General features: G+C 65.8%; 16 protein-coding genes. 4 read left to right on the plus strand and 12 right to left on the minus strand.

Features of this window, described 5'->3' with window-relative positions; all coding sequences use genetic code 11:
• Nucleotides 1-3 precede the first annotated feature (3 nt).
• From phnL to phnG, 6 genes are read right to left on the minus strand one after another with little or no spacing between them, the layout of a single operon-like run.
• The gene (gene phnL / locus JQ617_RS17305; RefSeq protein ID WP_186467635.1) at nucleotides 4-702 is read right to left on the minus strand and encodes a phosphonate C-P lyase system protein PhnL; all 699 of its coding nucleotides are present in this window, start codon (nucleotides 700-702) and stop codon (nucleotides 4-6) included.
• 8 nt (nucleotides 703-710) lie between these two features.
• Nucleotides 711-1508 (minus strand): phosphonate C-P lyase system protein PhnK, encoded by a 798-nt coding sequence (phnK, locus tag JQ617_RS17310; protein ID WP_212027339.1) that lies wholly within the window; start codon nucleotides 1506-1508, stop codon nucleotides 711-713.
• Nucleotides 1501-2397, minus strand: a complete 897-nt coding sequence (locus JQ617_RS17315) for an alpha-D-ribose 1-methylphosphonate 5-phosphate C-P-lyase PhnJ (protein WP_212027340.1) — start codon at nucleotides 2395-2397, stop codon at nucleotides 1501-1503. Before JQ617_RS17315 ends, phnK begins: the two co-directional genes overlap by 8 nt.
• A complete protein-coding gene (locus JQ617_RS17320; RefSeq protein WP_212027341.1) occupies nucleotides 2394-3497 on the minus strand; it encodes a carbon-phosphorus lyase complex subunit in 1104 nt (367 codons plus the stop codon). The genes JQ617_RS17315 and JQ617_RS17320 overlap by 4 nt, the downstream gene beginning before the upstream one ends.
• A 4-nt stretch (nucleotides 3498-3501) precedes the next feature.
• The gene (gene phnH, locus JQ617_RS17325; protein WP_212027342.1) at nucleotides 3502-4110 is read right to left on the minus strand and encodes a phosphonate C-P lyase system protein PhnH; all 609 of its coding nucleotides are present in this window, start codon (nucleotides 4108-4110) and stop codon (nucleotides 3502-3504) included.
• 4 nt (nucleotides 4111-4114) lie between these two features.
• A complete protein-coding gene (phnG, locus tag JQ617_RS17330; protein ID WP_212027447.1) occupies nucleotides 4115-4579 on the minus strand; it encodes a phosphonate C-P lyase system protein PhnG in 465 nt (154 codons plus the stop codon).
• A gap of 119 nt (nucleotides 4580-4698) precedes the next feature.
• Here phnG and phnF point away from each other — a divergent pair, with 119 nt between their 5' ends.
• Nucleotides 4699-5427 carry a phosphonate metabolism transcriptional regulator PhnF gene (phnF, locus tag JQ617_RS17335; protein ID WP_212027343.1) on the plus strand — a complete coding sequence of 243 codons (729 nt, stop codon included), beginning with the start codon at nucleotides 4699-4701 and terminating at the stop codon, nucleotides 5425-5427.
• 195 nt (nucleotides 5428-5622) lie between these two features.
• Here phnF and phnE (JQ617_RS17340) read toward each other — a convergent pair whose 3' ends face one another.
• From phnE (JQ617_RS17340) to phnC, 4 genes are all read right to left on the minus strand, one after another.
• Nucleotides 5623-6471: a phosphonate ABC transporter, permease protein PhnE gene (gene phnE, locus JQ617_RS17340; protein WP_212027344.1), complete on the minus strand. Its 849-nt coding sequence runs from the start codon at nucleotides 6469-6471 to the stop codon at nucleotides 5623-5625.
• The gene (gene phnE / locus JQ617_RS17345; RefSeq protein WP_212027345.1) at nucleotides 6468-7352 is read right to left on the minus strand and encodes a phosphonate ABC transporter, permease protein PhnE; all 885 of its coding nucleotides are present in this window, start codon (nucleotides 7350-7352) and stop codon (nucleotides 6468-6470) included. The genes phnE (JQ617_RS17340) and phnE (JQ617_RS17345) overlap by 4 nt, the downstream gene beginning before the upstream one ends.
• 77 nt (nucleotides 7353-7429) lie before the next feature.
• A complete protein-coding gene (gene phnD, locus JQ617_RS17350; RefSeq protein ID WP_212027346.1) occupies nucleotides 7430-8365 on the minus strand; it encodes a phosphonate ABC transporter substrate-binding protein in 936 nt (311 codons plus the stop codon).
• Nucleotides 8366-8430: 65 nt separating this feature from the next.
• The gene (gene phnC, locus JQ617_RS17355) at nucleotides 8431-9240 is read right to left on the minus strand and encodes a phosphonate ABC transporter ATP-binding protein (RefSeq protein ID WP_063693381.1); all 810 of its coding nucleotides are present in this window, start codon (nucleotides 9238-9240) and stop codon (nucleotides 8431-8433) included.
• A 176-nt stretch (nucleotides 9241-9416) separates the two neighbouring features.
• On the opposite strand from phnC, the gene JQ617_RS17360 reads away from it, so the two are divergent.
• Genes JQ617_RS17360 through JQ617_RS17370 form a run of 3 tightly spaced genes read left to right on the plus strand, consistent with a single transcriptional unit; the run spans nucleotide 9417 to nucleotide 11986 of the window.
• A complete protein-coding gene (locus JQ617_RS17360) occupies nucleotides 9417-10079 on the plus strand; it encodes an LbetaH domain-containing protein (protein WP_212027347.1) in 663 nt (220 codons plus the stop codon).
• Nucleotides 10076-11269, plus strand: coding sequence for an alpha-D-ribose 1-methylphosphonate 5-triphosphate diphosphatase (locus JQ617_RS17365; RefSeq protein ID WP_212027348.1), 1194 nt, complete (start codon nucleotides 10076-10078; stop codon nucleotides 11267-11269). Before JQ617_RS17360 ends, JQ617_RS17365 begins: the two co-directional genes overlap by 4 nt.
• A gap of 18 nt (nucleotides 11270-11287) precedes the next feature.
• On the plus strand, nucleotides 11288-11986 hold the full coding sequence (locus JQ617_RS17370; protein ID WP_212027349.1) for a DUF1045 domain-containing protein: 699 nt from the start codon (nucleotides 11288-11290) through the stop codon (nucleotides 11984-11986).
• A gap of 118 nt (nucleotides 11987-12104) precedes the next feature.
• On the opposite strand, the gene JQ617_RS17375 is transcribed toward JQ617_RS17370, so the two are convergent.
• Nucleotides 12105-12698, minus strand: a complete 594-nt coding sequence (locus JQ617_RS17375; protein ID WP_212027350.1) for a hypothetical protein — start codon at nucleotides 12696-12698, stop codon at nucleotides 12105-12107.
• A gap of 83 nt (nucleotides 12699-12781) precedes the next feature.
• Nucleotides 12782-14182, minus strand: a complete 1401-nt coding sequence (locus tag JQ617_RS17380; protein ID WP_212027351.1) for a selenium-binding protein SBP56-related protein — start codon at nucleotides 14180-14182, stop codon at nucleotides 12782-12784.
• Nucleotides 14183-14465 lie beyond the last annotated feature (283 nt).

Below are 14465 nucleotides of genomic sequence, written 5' to 3' on the forward strand. Positions count from 1 at the left end.
CCTTCAGGCGGCGGCGGCAAAGCTGGTGACGTCGACGATACGATCGGCAATCAAATGACGGATTTCGTCGTCATGGACAATGGCGACCATGGCGACGCCCTGGCGTTTCTTCTCGGCGACCAGCTCGACCACCACCGCGCGATTGGCGGCATCGAGCGAGGCGGTGGGCTCGTCCAGCAGCAGGATCGGCAGGTCCGAGATGAAGCCACGGGCGATGTTGACGCGCTGCTGCTCGCCGCCGGAGAAGGTCGCGGGCGGAAGCTGCCAGAGCCGCTCGGGGATGTTGAGACGATGCAGCAGCTCGCCGGCGCGCGCCTGGGCATCGGCCCGGCTCACGCCGTTCACGATCAGCGGCTCGGCGACGACGTCGATGGTGGCGACCCGCGGCACCGCCCGCAGGAACTGGCTGACATAGCCGATGGTGGAGCGGCGGACGTTGAGCACCTGCCGCGGCTCGGCGGTGGCGAGATCGATCACCGCGCCGCGATGGCGGATGCCGATGCGGCCGCTATCGCAGCGGTAATTGCCGAAGATCATCTTTAGGATCGACGACTTGCCGGCGCCGGACGGCCCCGACAGCACGACGCATTCGCCCGGATTGACGTTGAACGTCACGCCGCTGACGACGGGCAGCTCGATGCCGCCCTGCAGGTGCATCGTGAAGGTCTTCTTCGCGTCGGTGACTTCGATCATGGCGGTCATCGGAGAACTCATGGCGGTAGAATCGAGGAGACGAGAAGCTGGGTATAGGGCTCGCGGGGATCGTCGAGCACCTGGTCGGTGAGACCGGTCTCGATGACGCGGCCGCCCTTCATCACCATCACGCGGTGCGACAGCAGGCGCGCCACCGCGAGATCGTGGGTGACGATGACAACGGCGAGGTTCAGCTCGGCGACGAGGCTGCGCAAGAGGTCGAGCAGGCGCGCCTGCACGGAGACATCGAGACCGCCGGTCGGCTCGTCCATGAACACCAGCCGCGGCTCGGTGACGAGGTTGCGGGCGATCTGGAGGCGCTGGCGCATGCCGCCGGAATAGGTGCGCGGCGCATCGTCGATGCGCGCTGTGTCGATCTCGACGCGGGTAAGCCAGTCGGATGCGGTGTCGCGAATACGGCCATAGTGATTCCAGCCCACCGCCATCAGCCGCTCGCCGACATTGGCGCCGGCCGACACCGCCATGCGCAGGCCCTGCGCGGGATCCTGGTGCACGAAGCCCCAGTCGGTGCGGAACAGGAAGCGGCGCTCGGCTTCGCCCAGCGTCGTGAGATCGCGGGCAATGCCGTCGCGCATGCGATAGGAGACGTGGCCGGCGCTCGGGGTGAGCTGGCCCGACAGCATCTGCAGCAGCGTCGACTTGCCCGACCCGGATTCGCCGACGATCGCCAGCACCTCGCCCGGATAGAGCGAGAACGACACGTCGCGGCAGGCAGCGATGCGGCCGAACGACTTGCTGAGCGACTCCGCGACCAGCAGCGGCTCGTCGTTTTCAAGCGCGGCTTGATCAACCATTTGATTTCTCCTGCGCCTTCTCCTTGTACGGCGCGGCGCTGAGGCTGCCGTGATGGCCGGCGGCCTGGCGGCCCTCGCAATAATCGGTGTCGGAGCAGACGAACATGCGGCCGCCCTTGTCGTCAGTGACGATCTCGTCGAGATAGGAATTGTCGGCACCGCACAGCGCGCAGGGCGCGTTGAAGCGATAGGGCTCGAACGGGTGATCCTCGAAATCGAGCGACACCACCTGCGTATAGGGCGGGATCGCGTAGATGCGCTTCTCGCGGCCGGCGCCGAACAATTGCAGCGCCGGGCAATTGTCCATCTTGGGATTGTCGAATTTCGGCGTCGGCGACGGGTCCATCACGTAGCGCGCATTCACCTTCACCGGATAGGCGTAGGCGGTCGCGATGTGGCCAAAGCGGGCGATGTCCTCGTACAGCTTGACATGCATCAGGCCGTATTCGGCGAGCGCATGCATGCGCCGGGTCTCGGTCTCGCGCGGCTCGAGGAAGCGCAGCGGCTCGGGAATCGGCACCTGATAGACCAGCACTTGATTTGCGTGCAGCGCCGTCTCCGGGATGCGATGGCGGGTCTGGATCACGGTGGCCTCGTCCGTCGCCGTCGCGGTGGCGACGCCGGCGGTCTTGGCGAAGAACTTGCGGATCGAGATCGCGTTGGTGGTGTCGTCGGAGCCCTGGTCGATCACCTTCAGCACGTCCTGAGGACCGAGGATCGCGGCCGTGACCTGCACGCCGCCGGTACCCCAGCCATAGGGCATCGGCATCTCGCGGCTGGCGAACGGCACCTGGTAGCCGGGGATCGCGATCGCCTTGAGGATCGCGCGGCGGATCATCCGCTTGGTCTGTTCGTCGAGATAGGCAAAATTGTAGGCGGGCGCGTTCATTCCGCGGCCTCCTTCATGGCATCGGGCGCGTTGGCCTCGGCAAACTCCTTGCGCAGCTTGCGGAGCAGGCCGAGCTCGGACTGGAAGTCGACATAATGCGGCAGCTTCAGGTGCTCGACGAAGCCGGTCGCCTGGACGTTGTCCGAATGCGACATCACGAACTCCTCGTCCTGCGCCGGCGCGAGTGCCTCTTCGCCGAGCTCGCGGGCGCGCAGCGCGCGATCGACCAGCGCCATCGACATGGTCTTGCGCTCGCTCTGGCCGAAGGCAAGGCCGTAGCCGCGGGTGAAGCAAGGTGCTTCGGTCGCAGAGCCCTTGAACTGGTTGACCATCTGGCACTCGGTGAGCTCGATCGCGCCGAGCGGCACGGCGAAGCCGACGTCCTCGGCGAGAAATTCGACCTCGACCTCGCCGAAGCGGATCTCGCCGACGAAGGGATGGTTGCGGCCATAGCCGCGCTGGGTGGAATAGCCCATCGCCAGCAGAAAGCCCTCGTCGCCGCGCGCGAGGTTCTGCAGGCGCAGGTCGCGATCGGCGGGGAAGTTGAGGGGTTCGCGGGTGAGATCGCCGACGACGGCACCGTCCTCGGCCTGCGGCGATGTTTCGATCAGCCCGTCGCGGCCCAGAATGTCGGTGACACGCGGGGTCGGCGCGGTGGAGGCTTCTGCCGTTGCCGGCGCCTCCGGCACGAAACCCTGGCTAAGCGAAGGATCGAGCAGGCGGTGCGTGTAGTCGAAGGTCGGACCCAGGATCTGTCCGCCGGGGATGTCCTTGAAGGTCGCCGACACCCGGCGCTCCACGCGCATCGCGCCGGTATCGACCGGCTCGCTGGTGCCGAAGCGCGGCAGCGTGGCGCGGAAGGCGCGGACCAGGAAGATCGCCTCGATCAGATCGCCGCGCGCCTGCTTGATGGCGAGCGCCGCGAGCTCGCGGTCATAGAGCGAGCCTTCGCTCATGACGCGGTCGACGGCGAGGCCGAGCTGTTCCGAGATCTGGTCGAGCGAGACTTCCGCAACGCTCTGGTCGCCGCGCCGCTTGTGTGCGAGCTGGCGATGGGCGTTCTCGATGGCGCGTTCGCCGCCTTTCACTGCGACATACATGCTTCTAGCTTCCCTTGCTCACGACGCGAATGGTGCGGGGGATCGCGACCACGGCGTCATCGGCGACCAGCACCACGTCGATGCCGCGCGGAAACAGCGCCTCGTTCATGCGCAGGCGCTCGAACAGGTCGAACGGCTTGATCGACGCCTGCAGCGCAGCGGCCCCGTCGATGCCGGGGCCGCGCAGCTCGAAGCTGCGCCCCGAGGTCAGGCTGTCGACCTGGATGATCACCGTGGTCGAACGGTCCGGATATTCGCTGGAGCCGAGCGCAAAACGCTCGAGCGAGGGCAGCGCACCGCCATCGCTGACGAGCGCGAACGCGGCGATCGAGGAATCCTGAACGACCGGCGCGCCGGTGTGGAACTTCAGCCACTTCGTGACGTCGATGCTTTCCGACAGCCGCGCATCGAGCCAGAGCGGCGTGTCGTGGTCGAACAGCGTCAGCGCGATCGCGGCGGTGCCGCGCATCATCATGCCGGGCGCACCCGCCATCGGCACGATGCGCTGCACCGAGCCCGGCCGCGCCATCGCGTCCATGACCGAACGAAAGGTCGATTGCGCCGACAGCACCTTGTCGGCGAATCCCGGCGGCAACTCCGCAATGGTGGTCATGATCTCACCCTTCACCGCGCACCATGGTGTAGAAATCAACCTTCGTCGCGGCGGTCTCTGCCGCCGCCTGCTTCTGCCTGACCGTAAGCTGCTCGCGCAATGGCGCGATGACGTCACGCTCGACGGCGGGGCCGAAATCACGCGACTGCACCAGCGCATCACACAGCGCGATCAGCCGCGCCTTCTCACCGTCGCGCCCGAGCGTGTAGCCGAAGCCGACCTCGCCGCTCGCGAGCCGCACCGCCGCGCGCGACACCGTGGCTTCGCCGAGATTGAACGGCGCGCCGTCGCCGCCGACCCGGCCGCGCAGCATCACGAGGCCGTTCTCCGGCGTGCGCAGGTCCTGATGGGCTGGAAGCGCAAGGTTGCGGAGGCGAGCGGCGATCTCGCCCGCCTCCGCGTGCGCCAGCACGGCCATGGCGGCCTTGCGCTGGGCTTGCTGGGTATTGTGAGGGGTCACCGGATCCACCGCGCCTTTGACGAAACTTGCCGAACCGAAGTTGTCTATGATAATAGACAACTTCATAAGGGAGCGCCATGACTGTTTCGTGACAAAGGTGTGATTTCTGAGCTAGCTTGGCCGACGACATGAGCATGCAGGACACAGCCTCCTCGGGCGTCGCGCTATGGCGCCTCGTCGCCGACGGCATCGAGCGCGGCATCGCCGACGGCCGCTTTGCGGCCGGCGACAAGCTGCCGGGCGAGATGGAGATCGCCGAAACCTATCGCGTGAACCGCCACACCGTGCGGCGCGCGCTCGCAGCCCTTGCCGAGCGCGGCCTGGTGCGCGCCGAGCGCGGCAGTGGAACCTATGTCGAGGCGCAGAAGCTCGCCTATCCCTTGCGCTCGCGCACGCGCTTCTCTGAAATCGTCGGCGCAGACGGCCGCGAGCCGCATGGCCGGCTGATCGAGGCGACCGAGGACGTCGCGACCCGCGAGCTCGCGCGCGAGCTGGGGCTGAAGACCGGCGCGCCGCTGGTGCGGATCGAGGCGATCCGGCTTGCCGACCACACGCCGATCTGCGTCTCCACGACGTGGGTGTCATCCGAATTGTTTCCGGGCGCAGGCGAGGTGTTCGCCGCGACGCGCTCGATGACGAAGATGCTCGAGCATTACGGCGTCCGCGACTACCGCCGCGGCGCGACCCGCATCACCGCCGGCATCGTGGATGCGACCGATGCCGCGCGGCTGGATCTTCCGCTGGGACGGCCGATCCTGGTGGTCGATGCCACCGACCACGATCTCGAGGGCAAGCCGCTGGTGACCAAGCATTCGCGGTTTGCGGCGGAGCGCGTGGAGTTTCTGGTGGAGCCGTAGACTCTCTCCACGAAACCCGTGCCATAGGGTGGGCAAAGGCGCGTTTGCGCCGCGCCCACGATCTTTCTCAATTGTTAGAGGTGGTGGGCACGCTTCGCTTTGCCCACCCCACGGCTGTGAGTTTGCGGAGACATACCCCTCATCCGGCGCTTCGCGCCACCTTCTCCCGCAAGGGGAGAAGGGAAGAAAGAAAGATCAGGCGACAGCTCGCCTGCCAATGATCGCAAACCGCAGCTTGCTCGAGATGAAATCGATCGCGGCGACGGCGACCAGGATCATCAGGATCAGGAACGACACCTTCTGCCATTCCAGCACGCGGATCTGCTCGGCGAGCTGGAGACCGATGCCGCCGGCGCCGACGATGCCGATGATGGTAGCCGAACGGGTGTTGGACTCGATGAAATAGAGCACCTGGCCGGCGATGACGGGCAGGACCTGCGGCAGCAGGCCGAAGCGGATCTCGTGCAGAGCGCTGCCGCCGGAGGCGCGGATGCCTTCGACCTGCTTCTGGTCGGCCCCCTCGATCGCCTCCGAGAACAGCTTGCCGAAGGCGCCGAAATCCGACACGGCGATGGCGAGCACGCCGGCGAACGGCCCGAGGCCGACGACGTTGATCCACACCAGCGCCCAGATCAGCGTGTCGACGCCACGGATCGAATCGAGGAAGCGCCGCACGGGAAAGCGCACGATCTGCGAGGGGATGATGTTGCGCGCGGCCAGCAGGCTGACCGGAAGCGCGAACACCGCCGCGAGCGTGGTGCCGAGCAGCGCGATCGAGAGCGTTTCGCCGAGCGCCTTCAGATAGATCGGCAGCGAGGAGCCGGGATCCGGCGGGATCATCATCAGGCTGATCCAGCCGAGCTGGCTGAGGCCTGCGAAGAAGCGCGACGGCGAGAAATCGAGATCGACGAGGCCGTAGACCAGGATCGCCAGCGCCGCGACGATCATCGCCGGCATCGCGAGCCGTGCAGAGGCCGGCCGATCGAAAATGTCGGGGTAGCGCGCGCGCATCTCGTGCGGATCGACCTGCTGCGGCGGCGTCATGTCCGCGCCTCCTTGCCGAACAGGCGGCCGCGCAGCCAGCCGGTCGTGATGTCGATGATGAAGACCGTGACGACGATGGTGAGCAGGATGGCGCTGACGTCCGAATAGTAGAACTTGCGGATGGCGACGACGAGTTCCTGGCCGATGCCGCCGGCGCCGACAAAGCCCATCACGGAGGCTTCGCGGACATTGATCTCGAAGCGGAGCAGCGCGTAGCTGGCATAGCCGGCCGTGACCTGCGGCACGATGGCGAAACGCATGCAGGAGAGCCAGCTCGCCCCGGTCGAACGGATGCCTTCGACCGGCTTCATGTCGGCGTTCTCGACGATCTCGGAAAACAGCTTGCCGAGCGCGCCGGTGGAGTGGATCGCGATCGCAAGCACGCCGGCCATCGGTCCGAGCCCGAACGCGATGACGAAGACCAGCGCGAAGACGATGCCCGGCACGGTGCGGGCGAATTCGAGCAGACGGCGCACGACGAAGCGCAGCCAGGGCGCGGGCGAGGTGTTCTCGGCCGCGAAGAAGTTGAGGGCAAAGGCGAAGATCGCGCCGATCAGCGTGCCGACATAGGAGATCAGCAGCGTCTCGCCCAGCATCTTCAGCCATTTGCGCCAGCCCCAGAGCCACTCGCCGAAATCGGTCCAGACGCGCTGGCCGCTCTCGAGCGTGAGGATGCGGTCGAAATAGCTGACGAAATTGCCGAAATGGGCGAACAGCGTGCGCAAATTCACTTCGGCGCCGACCGCGGCGAGAGCCAGCGCTGCGGCGAAGATGACGGCGCCCAGCAGCAGACGAAGCCGCCTGCGCGCGACCGCCTCGCGATAGGCGGCGTTGAGCGCGGCCAGCTGCTGCTCGGGGAGGATCGAAACCGCGACGGTCATGGGGTCAGGGTGAGTGGTCGTTCAAAAGAGAAAGAGCCGGGTCCGTCGACCCGGCTCGAGTAGCTCGTCCCGAAAACTCAGGACGCCTTCTTCTTACGCAATGCGTCGACGAACTTGATCAGCTCGATCGTGCCATCCCAGTCCTTGGTGGTGGCGTGATTGAAACCCTTCTTCTGGCCGTCCTGGAGGCGATCGAACGCCGCTTTGTCCTTCGCCGGTGCGTCGAAGAAGGCCTTCGCGATGGCGGCCTTGGCGTCATCCGGCAGGTCGGAGTTGTAGGCGTAGGGGCCGTTGATGATCGGCGCCGACTTGTGGATGATGCGGAAGTCGTCCTTCTTCATCGCCGAGCCGTCGGCATTCTTCAGCATGCCCTTGGTCAGCATCTGCGCCAGCGTCGAATCGTCATCGGTGGTCCACTGGTTGGCGGCGACGTCGACCGTGCCCTGCGCCAGCGCCAGCATCGCGTTCTCGTGGCTGCCGGTGAAGACGACCTTGCTGAAATAGCTGTCGGCATCCGGGATGCCCATCTTGTCGAGCTCGAAGCGCGGCACGTTGTTGCCGGAGGTCGAGTTCGGATCGACCAGGCCGAGATTCTTGCCCTTGAGGTCGTCGATCTTCTTGTAGGCGCTGTTCGCCTTGACGAAGAACACCGAGTAGTAGCCGGTCGAGCCGTCGGCGTTGATGTCGTTGGCGAAGGCGTCGGTCTTGACGCCGGTCAGGCGGGCGCGGGCGAACGAGGCCGACCCGTAGCTGGCGATATGGATGTTGCCGGCGCGCTGGCCTTCGATGACAGCGGCGTAGTCGTTGGCAATACGCAGCGTGACCTTCACACCCAATTCCTTGGAGAGATAGCTCATGAACGGCGCCCAGCGCTCGGTGACGCCGGAGGCGTTCTCGGCCGGGACGACCGCGAAGGTCAGCTCTGGATACTTTGCCTTCCAGTCCTCGGCGGAAGCCGAAGCGGTGAAGGCGAGCGCGGCGGCGCCGGCAAGAATGAGTCTGCGAGTGATCATGATACCCTCTTCATCGGTTGGGGTCGGTTGACGCAAATCTGGCAACTGAACAGGTGCGACGCGGCTCAGGCGGCCGCGGCGGTTCCGAGCGCCGGCACGCCCTCGGGCGCCGGGACAGGCAGGCCGCCCATGACGTCGGCGGCTTCGAGGTCGTAGAGCTCGCGCGCGACGTGGTCGGTCAGCGCGGACGGCGCGCCATCGAACACCACGCGGCCGGCGGCCATGCCGATCAGTCGGTCGCAATAGCTGCGGGCGAGATCGAGCGAATGCAGGTTGCAGAGCACGGTGATGCCGAAGTGCTTGTTGATGCGCAGAAGCGCATCCATCACGATCTTGGTGTTACGCGGATCGAGCGAGGCGATCGGCTCGTCGGCAAGGATGATGTCGGGCTGCTGCACCAGCGCGCGGGCGATCGCGACGCGCTGCTGTTGGCCGCCGGAGAGCTGGTCGGCGCGCTGGGCGGCGAGCGAGGCGATGTCGAACTGCTCGAGCGCCGACATCGCCAGCGCCTTGTCCTGTTCGGGCCAGGTCTGCGTCAGCGAGCGCCAGGCCGGCATGGTCGCCAGGCGCCCCATCAGCACGTTGGTCAGCACATCGAGGCGGCCGACCAGGTTGAACTGCTGAAAGATCATCGCCGAGCGCGCACGCCACTGGCGCAATTCCTTGCCGCGCAGCGCGGTGACGTCGAGGCCGTCGAACAGGATACGGCCCTGCGTCGGCGTCGCGAGGCGATTGATCATGCGGAGCATGGTCGACTTGCCGGCGCCGGATCGTCCGATCACACCGACGAATCCGCCGGGCGAAACTTGAAACGAAGCGTCGTCCACCGCCGCTTTTGCGCCAAAGCGGCACGTCAGACCTTCAACCACCAGCATGCAAGGCTCCAGAGTAGCTGGAGCCAACCGCTAACGCCGACGCTTGACACTTGTGTGACACACGCGTTGCGGTGCGGCGATCCTACACACCTCATCCCCTGTCATCGCCGTGTCATGACATTGTCATCGAGCCACTCGAAGAGGATGGCCCGCCCCTCGAACGTTCGGACGCAAACATGGCCGGCAAGGTGCTCTCAATCCAACCGACCATCGAAGCCTCCGCGAAGCTTCATGAGACCCGGCTCGGCGCCTATACCGAGGTCGGCGCGCGCACCATCCTGCACGAGGTCACGATGGGCGATTACTCCTATGTCGTGAACGACGCCCAGATCACCTACACCACGATCGGGAAGTTCTGCTCGATCGCGGCGATGACGCGCATCAACCCGGGCAATCACCCGATGCACCGCGCGACGCAGGCCCACTTCACCTATCGCTCCAGCGCCTACTTCCCGGGCGAGAGCGACGACACCGAGTTCTTCGACTGGCGGCGCCAGCACCACGTCCATATCGGCCATGATGTCTGGATCGGTCACGGCGCGGTCGTGCTGCCGGGCCGCAACATCGGCACCGGCGCCGTGATCGCGGCCGGCGCCATCGTCACCAAGGACGTGCCCGCCTATACCATCGTCGCCGGCAATCCGGCGCGGATCGTGCGGCGGAGGTTCTCGGAAGACATCGCCGGACGGCTTGCGCGGCTCGCCTGGTGGGACTGGGATCACGACAAATTGCGTGAAGCCTTGCCTCATTTTCGCAAGCTCGGGATTGAAGATTTCCTCGCCACATATGAAGCACGGACGGCTTCCCCTCGCACCAGCAAGAAAAGCGCCATCGCGTGACAGACATTTTCCTTGAAGGCGGCCGGGCCCTGACCGGTACCGAGATCGTCGAAGCCTCCCTGAGCGTGTCCGGAACTGACATCGTGGACATCGGCGGCTCGCGCGGCCGGGCGCGGCTGGCGATCGATGCGCGCAACCTGCTGGTCCTGCCCGGCATCGTCGATCTGCACGGCGATGCGTTCGAGCGACAGATGATGCCGCGCGCCGGCGTCGACTTCCCGATCGACGTCGCGCTCGCCGACAGCGATCGCCAGGCGATCAGCAACGGCATCACCACGGTGTTCCACGCCACGACCTGCTCGTGGGAGCCGGGCCTGCGCAGCGCCGGCAATGCGCGCGGCCTGATGGAGGCGATGGAGCGGCAGCGCCCGCAATTCGCCGCCGATACCCGCTTCCACCTGCGTCACGAGACCTACAATCTCGACGCCGAGGACGAGATCGCGCAATGGCTCGGCGAGGGCCGCGTCGACCTGTTCGCCTTCAACGACCACATGGATGGCACCGTCGCCGACATGGCCAAGCCGCGCAAGCGCAACCGCATGGTGGAGCGCACGGGGCTGTCGTCCGAGGATTTCGACGGCCTGGTCGATCGGGTCGTCTCTCGCGCCGCTGACGTGCCGGCTTCGGTGTCGAGGCTGGCCGCGGCGGCCCGCGCGGCCGAGGTGCGGATGCTGTCGCATGACGATGCGACGCCGGCGATGCGCCAGGAATTCCGCGAGCTCGGTGCCGGCATCGCGGAGTTTCCGATCAACGAGGAGACCGCGCGCGCCGCGGCGAGCCACGGCGATGCCATCGTCTATGGCGCGCCGAACGTCGTGCGCGGCGGCAGCCACACCGGCTGGACCAGGGCGTCCGACATGATCGCCAAGGGGCTCTGCTCGGTGCTGGCGTCGGACTATTACTATCCCGCGCAACTGCTCGCCGCTTTCCGCCTCGCCGCCGACGGCGTGGTGCCGCTGACCGCGGCCTGGGATCTGGTCTCCGCCGGGCCCGCCCGCGCAACCGGCCTGACCGATCGCGGCATCCTTGCGCAAGGCCGCCGCGCCGACATCCTGCTGGTCGACGACACCATGCCGCTGCGCCCGCGCCTGATTGCGGTGATCTCGGGCGGCAAGCTCGTGCATCTCACCGATGCCTCGCGGTTGCTCGCGGCGGTGACGGCGCCGCGCGAGGCTGTCGTCGCGGCATAAACTGGTTATGCTGAAGCGATGACAGGTTTTCCCCGCTACGCGATCTATTTTGCCGCAGGCAGCGACAGCCGCCTCTCCCGCTTCGGCGCCGAGCTGCTCGGCTATGATGCCTATACCGGCGACGAGCTTTCGTTTCCGAAGGACGCGCTGCATGTCGCACCGGACTGGCGCGACATCAGCAGCGATCCCCGCAAATACGGCTTTCACGGCACGCTGAAGGCGCCGATGGCGGCCTCGCCCGGAACGACCGAAGCCGACCTGATCGGAGCCTGCACGGCATTCGCGGCCAAGGCGCGGCCCATTCCGGTGATCCGCCCCATCGTCGATGCCATCAGCGGCTTCATCGCCGTCATTCCGGCCGAGCCGGTCGACGCGCTGCAACAGCTCGCTGCCGATTGCGTCCGCGATTTCGACGCTTTCCGTGCGCCGCTGACGGCGGACGATCGCGCACGGCGCAAGCCGGAGAAGCTGAGCGAGCGGCAGCGCGACTATCTCGACCGCTGGGGCTACCCTTACGTGATGGAAGAATTCCGCTTCCACATGACGCTGACGGGGCGGCTGGATGCGGAGCGGCGCGGCCCGATCCTGGAGATGCTGCGGGCGCGGTTTGCGGCGCTGAAGCTCGAGACGCTTGCGATCGACCGCATCGCACTGTTCAAGCAGGATGATGCCAGGGCGAAGTTCCGCATTGTCGGCGAGTGGGCGTTAGCAAGATAGTCACCACGTCCGCCGTCATTGCGAGGAGCGAAGCGACGAAGCAATCCAGGCTGTTTCCAAAGAAAAAGCCTGGATTGCTTCGCTTCGCTCGCAATGACGTTGGGGAGACGTTCTCAGCCTAGCGCCAGCTCGCAAGATTGAGGCCCAGCGCCACCGCGCCGACCACAACGAGGCTGGTCGCCCAGACTGCGTCGAGATTGAACCAGCTTCGCGAGACGAACTTCAATCCCAGATGGCGGTAGACCAGCCACGCCAGACATCCGCCGGCGCCGACCATGGCGGTGACGTGAACCAGCGACACCAGCACCGCCATTCCGAGACTTGCCTGCACCAGCGTGCCTGCCGCCTCATGGCCGGCATCGAGCTCGAAGGCCTGACATAGCCCGAGATAGATCGGCACGAGCATCAGGGCGGCGCCGTGAGCAATGGCGACGGCAAACGACCAGAGCGCCAATTGCGTCGGCGGGATTCGTGCCAGCGCGCGCGGATGGCGCCGGTCGATCAGCCGATAGACGCCGAAGCCGATGACGAGCAGGCTCGCACCGATCTGAATCGGACGCTGCCATTCGGCCAGCACGAGCAGGAAGGCGAACGGCAGCAGCACGAGAAATGTTGCCAGGAGATGCCCGGCCGCCAGGGCCCACAATGCACGGAGGAGCGCGCGCGGGCTCTTGTCCATGAGCCCGGCGGAAACGGCGAGCGGCCATCCCATTCCCGGATTGATCCCGTGATAGAGACCGCTCGCAACAAGCGCGAGCCACAGCCAGCCAAGCGCCGGGCTCGCATGCGTTCCATCTAGACCGACGGGTAGCAAAACGAGTCGGTCGAACAATCACCGCCCTCGAGCCTGATCTGGTGCGCACGATATCCGTCGGGGAAGCTCACGAAGTAGTTCTTGTCGAGCTCGAGGCCGCCGTTGCGGCCGACATTGGCCATCACCTCCACGCCCGGAACCCCCTCGGGATAGAACTGGTCGTCCCAGGTGGAATACAGCGAGTTGGTCCAGTACACGCGCCTGCCGTCGCGGCTGATCTCGACCATCTGCGGGCCTGCCGCAAAGGCTTTGCCGTTCGGATGGGGCGTGCGGCGCGCGATGCCGCCGATATGGACCGAGCCCGCGAGCTTCGGCTTGCGGGGATCGCTGACGTCGTACTGGCGCATCTCACCCGTGCCCCAGCACGAGACATAGAGAAACCGGTCGTCCATCGACAGGTCGATGTCCGTCACCAGCGGCGGCACGGCGCCGAATCCCTGCAGCAGCGGCGGCAGCTTCTCCTTCGGTGCGGGTTCGGGAGGGATCGTGGCAGTCTTTTCGGCATGGAATTTTCCACCCTCGCGCCACCAGGTCCAGATCGATGCTTCGAGGTTGGTGGTGTCGACCACGACGCCGACGAAGCCGTACTCGCGAACCGGATCGTGCGCCGGCCGCACCTCCAGCGCCATCTGATGATTGGCGCCGAGATCGATGGTCTGGACGTTGCGGCGGGCGCGAAGGTCCCAGAAGTGGAGATGATGACCGTATTTGTTCGCAAGCAGATCTTCCGGGACGATCCCGTTCTCGAACTGCGGCGGCAGCGCCCATTCGCTGGTCACCATGTAGTCGCGCGGCAGGTTCCACCAGAAATCATAGTGCCGTGTCTGCGGGCCGCGGTCGATCTCCCATCGTCCAAGGACCTCGAAAGTCTCGCAATCCATGATGAAGACGCCTGGCGGTCCGTTGGTGCCGTCCTTGCCGCCGCCGCCCAGCGTGCTCACATAGATGCCGTCGGGCCCGCAATGGATGGTGTGCGGCCGCGAGTAGCCGGTCTTCCTGAAGACCTCCTCCGGTTCGATGATCTTGTGGATCTTCGCCTTCGTCGGATCCGGCTTGGTATCGATGATGTAGATCCGCGACGAGCGCAGCCCGGGAATGATGAGATAGCGTCGCTCGACGAAGGCGTGTCCAGTGAGAGGCGACAGCGCAGAGGAGCAGGCATTCCAGCCGAAGTGATGAAACTCGTCGCCCTTGTTGGGCATCGTCACGGTGTGGACGATCTGGCTATAGGTCGGCGATCCCGGCTTGACGTCGATGACCGCGAGAGCATCCGGCTTTGAGAAATCCGGACTGAGCAGCAACGTGTAGGCAAAGTTCTCCGCAGGCGCTTCCATCGCAAGCTTGGGCGATGCGTGAAAGGTCGGATCCGGCCTCATCGTCATGGCACTGCCTCCCTGTTCTGTCGGTTCGCTCCAACCTGGCTCGGGATAACGGCATAATGAAGAGGTGTTACGCGATGTCCTGGGATGCTCCGCAGGGCTGGTTGGCGGACGCAGGATATGTCATCGCCGGACCGGAGGAAACCGGCGGAATTGCGCCAATTCGACGCCGTCGGCTGAAATGCAGGCTCATGAGATGAGCTGGAGCGCGTGCCACACACTCCGTGTCGTCCCGGCCTTCGCCGGGACGACACCGGAAAATCCAACAACAGCTCTCGTAGGGTGG

The sequence above is a fragment of the Bradyrhizobium sp. KB893862 SZCCT0404 genome (genome assembly GCF_018130885.1).
GTDB lineage: Bacteria > Pseudomonadota > Alphaproteobacteria > Rhizobiales > Xanthobacteraceae > Bradyrhizobium > Bradyrhizobium stylosanthis.

Coding starts and splice junctions, on each gene's coding strand:
- phnL (WP_186467635.1), bottom strand. CDS start 702: ATGACCGCCATGATCGAAGTCACCGACGCGAAGAAGACCTTCACGATG.
- phnK (WP_212027339.1), bottom strand. CDS start 1,508: ATGGTTGATCAAGCCGCGCTTGAAAACGACGAGCCGCTGCTGGTCGCG.
- JQ617_RS17315 (WP_212027340.1), bottom strand. CDS start 2,397: ATGAACGCGCCCGCCTACAATTTTGCCTATCTCGACGAACAGACCAAG.
- JQ617_RS17320 (WP_212027341.1), bottom strand. CDS start 3,497: ATGTATGTCGCAGTGAAAGGCGGCGAACGCGCCATCGAGAACGCCCAT.
- phnH (WP_212027342.1), bottom strand. CDS start 4,110: ATGACCACCATTGCGGAGTTGCCGCCGGGATTCGCCGACAAGGTGCTG.
- phnF (WP_212027343.1), top strand. CDS start 4,699: ATGAGCATGCAGGACACAGCCTCCTCGGGCGTCGCGCTATGGCGCCTC.
- phnE (WP_212027344.1), bottom strand. CDS start 6,471: ATGACGCCGCCGCAGCAGGTCGATCCGCACGAGATGCGCGCGCGCTAC.
- phnE (WP_212027345.1), bottom strand. CDS start 7,352: ATGACCGTCGCGGTTTCGATCCTCCCCGAGCAGCAGCTGGCCGCGCTC.
- phnD (WP_212027346.1), bottom strand. CDS start 8,365: ATGATCACTCGCAGACTCATTCTTGCCGGCGCCGCCGCGCTCGCCTTC.
- phnC (WP_063693381.1), bottom strand. CDS start 9,240: ATGCTGGTGGTTGAAGGTCTGACGTGCCGCTTTGGCGCAAAAGCGGCG.
- JQ617_RS17360 (WP_212027347.1), top strand. CDS start 9,417: ATGGCCGGCAAGGTGCTCTCAATCCAACCGACCATCGAAGCCTCCGCG.
- JQ617_RS17370 (WP_212027349.1), top strand. CDS start 11,288: ATGACAGGTTTTCCCCGCTACGCGATCTATTTTGCCGCAGGCAGCGAC.
- JQ617_RS17375 (WP_212027350.1), bottom strand. CDS start 12,698: ATGGGATGGCCGCTCGCCGTTTCCGCCGGGCTCATGGACAAGAGCCCG.
- JQ617_RS17380 (WP_212027351.1), bottom strand. CDS start 14,182: ATGACGATGAGGCCGGATCCGACCTTTCACGCATCGCCCAAGCTTGCG.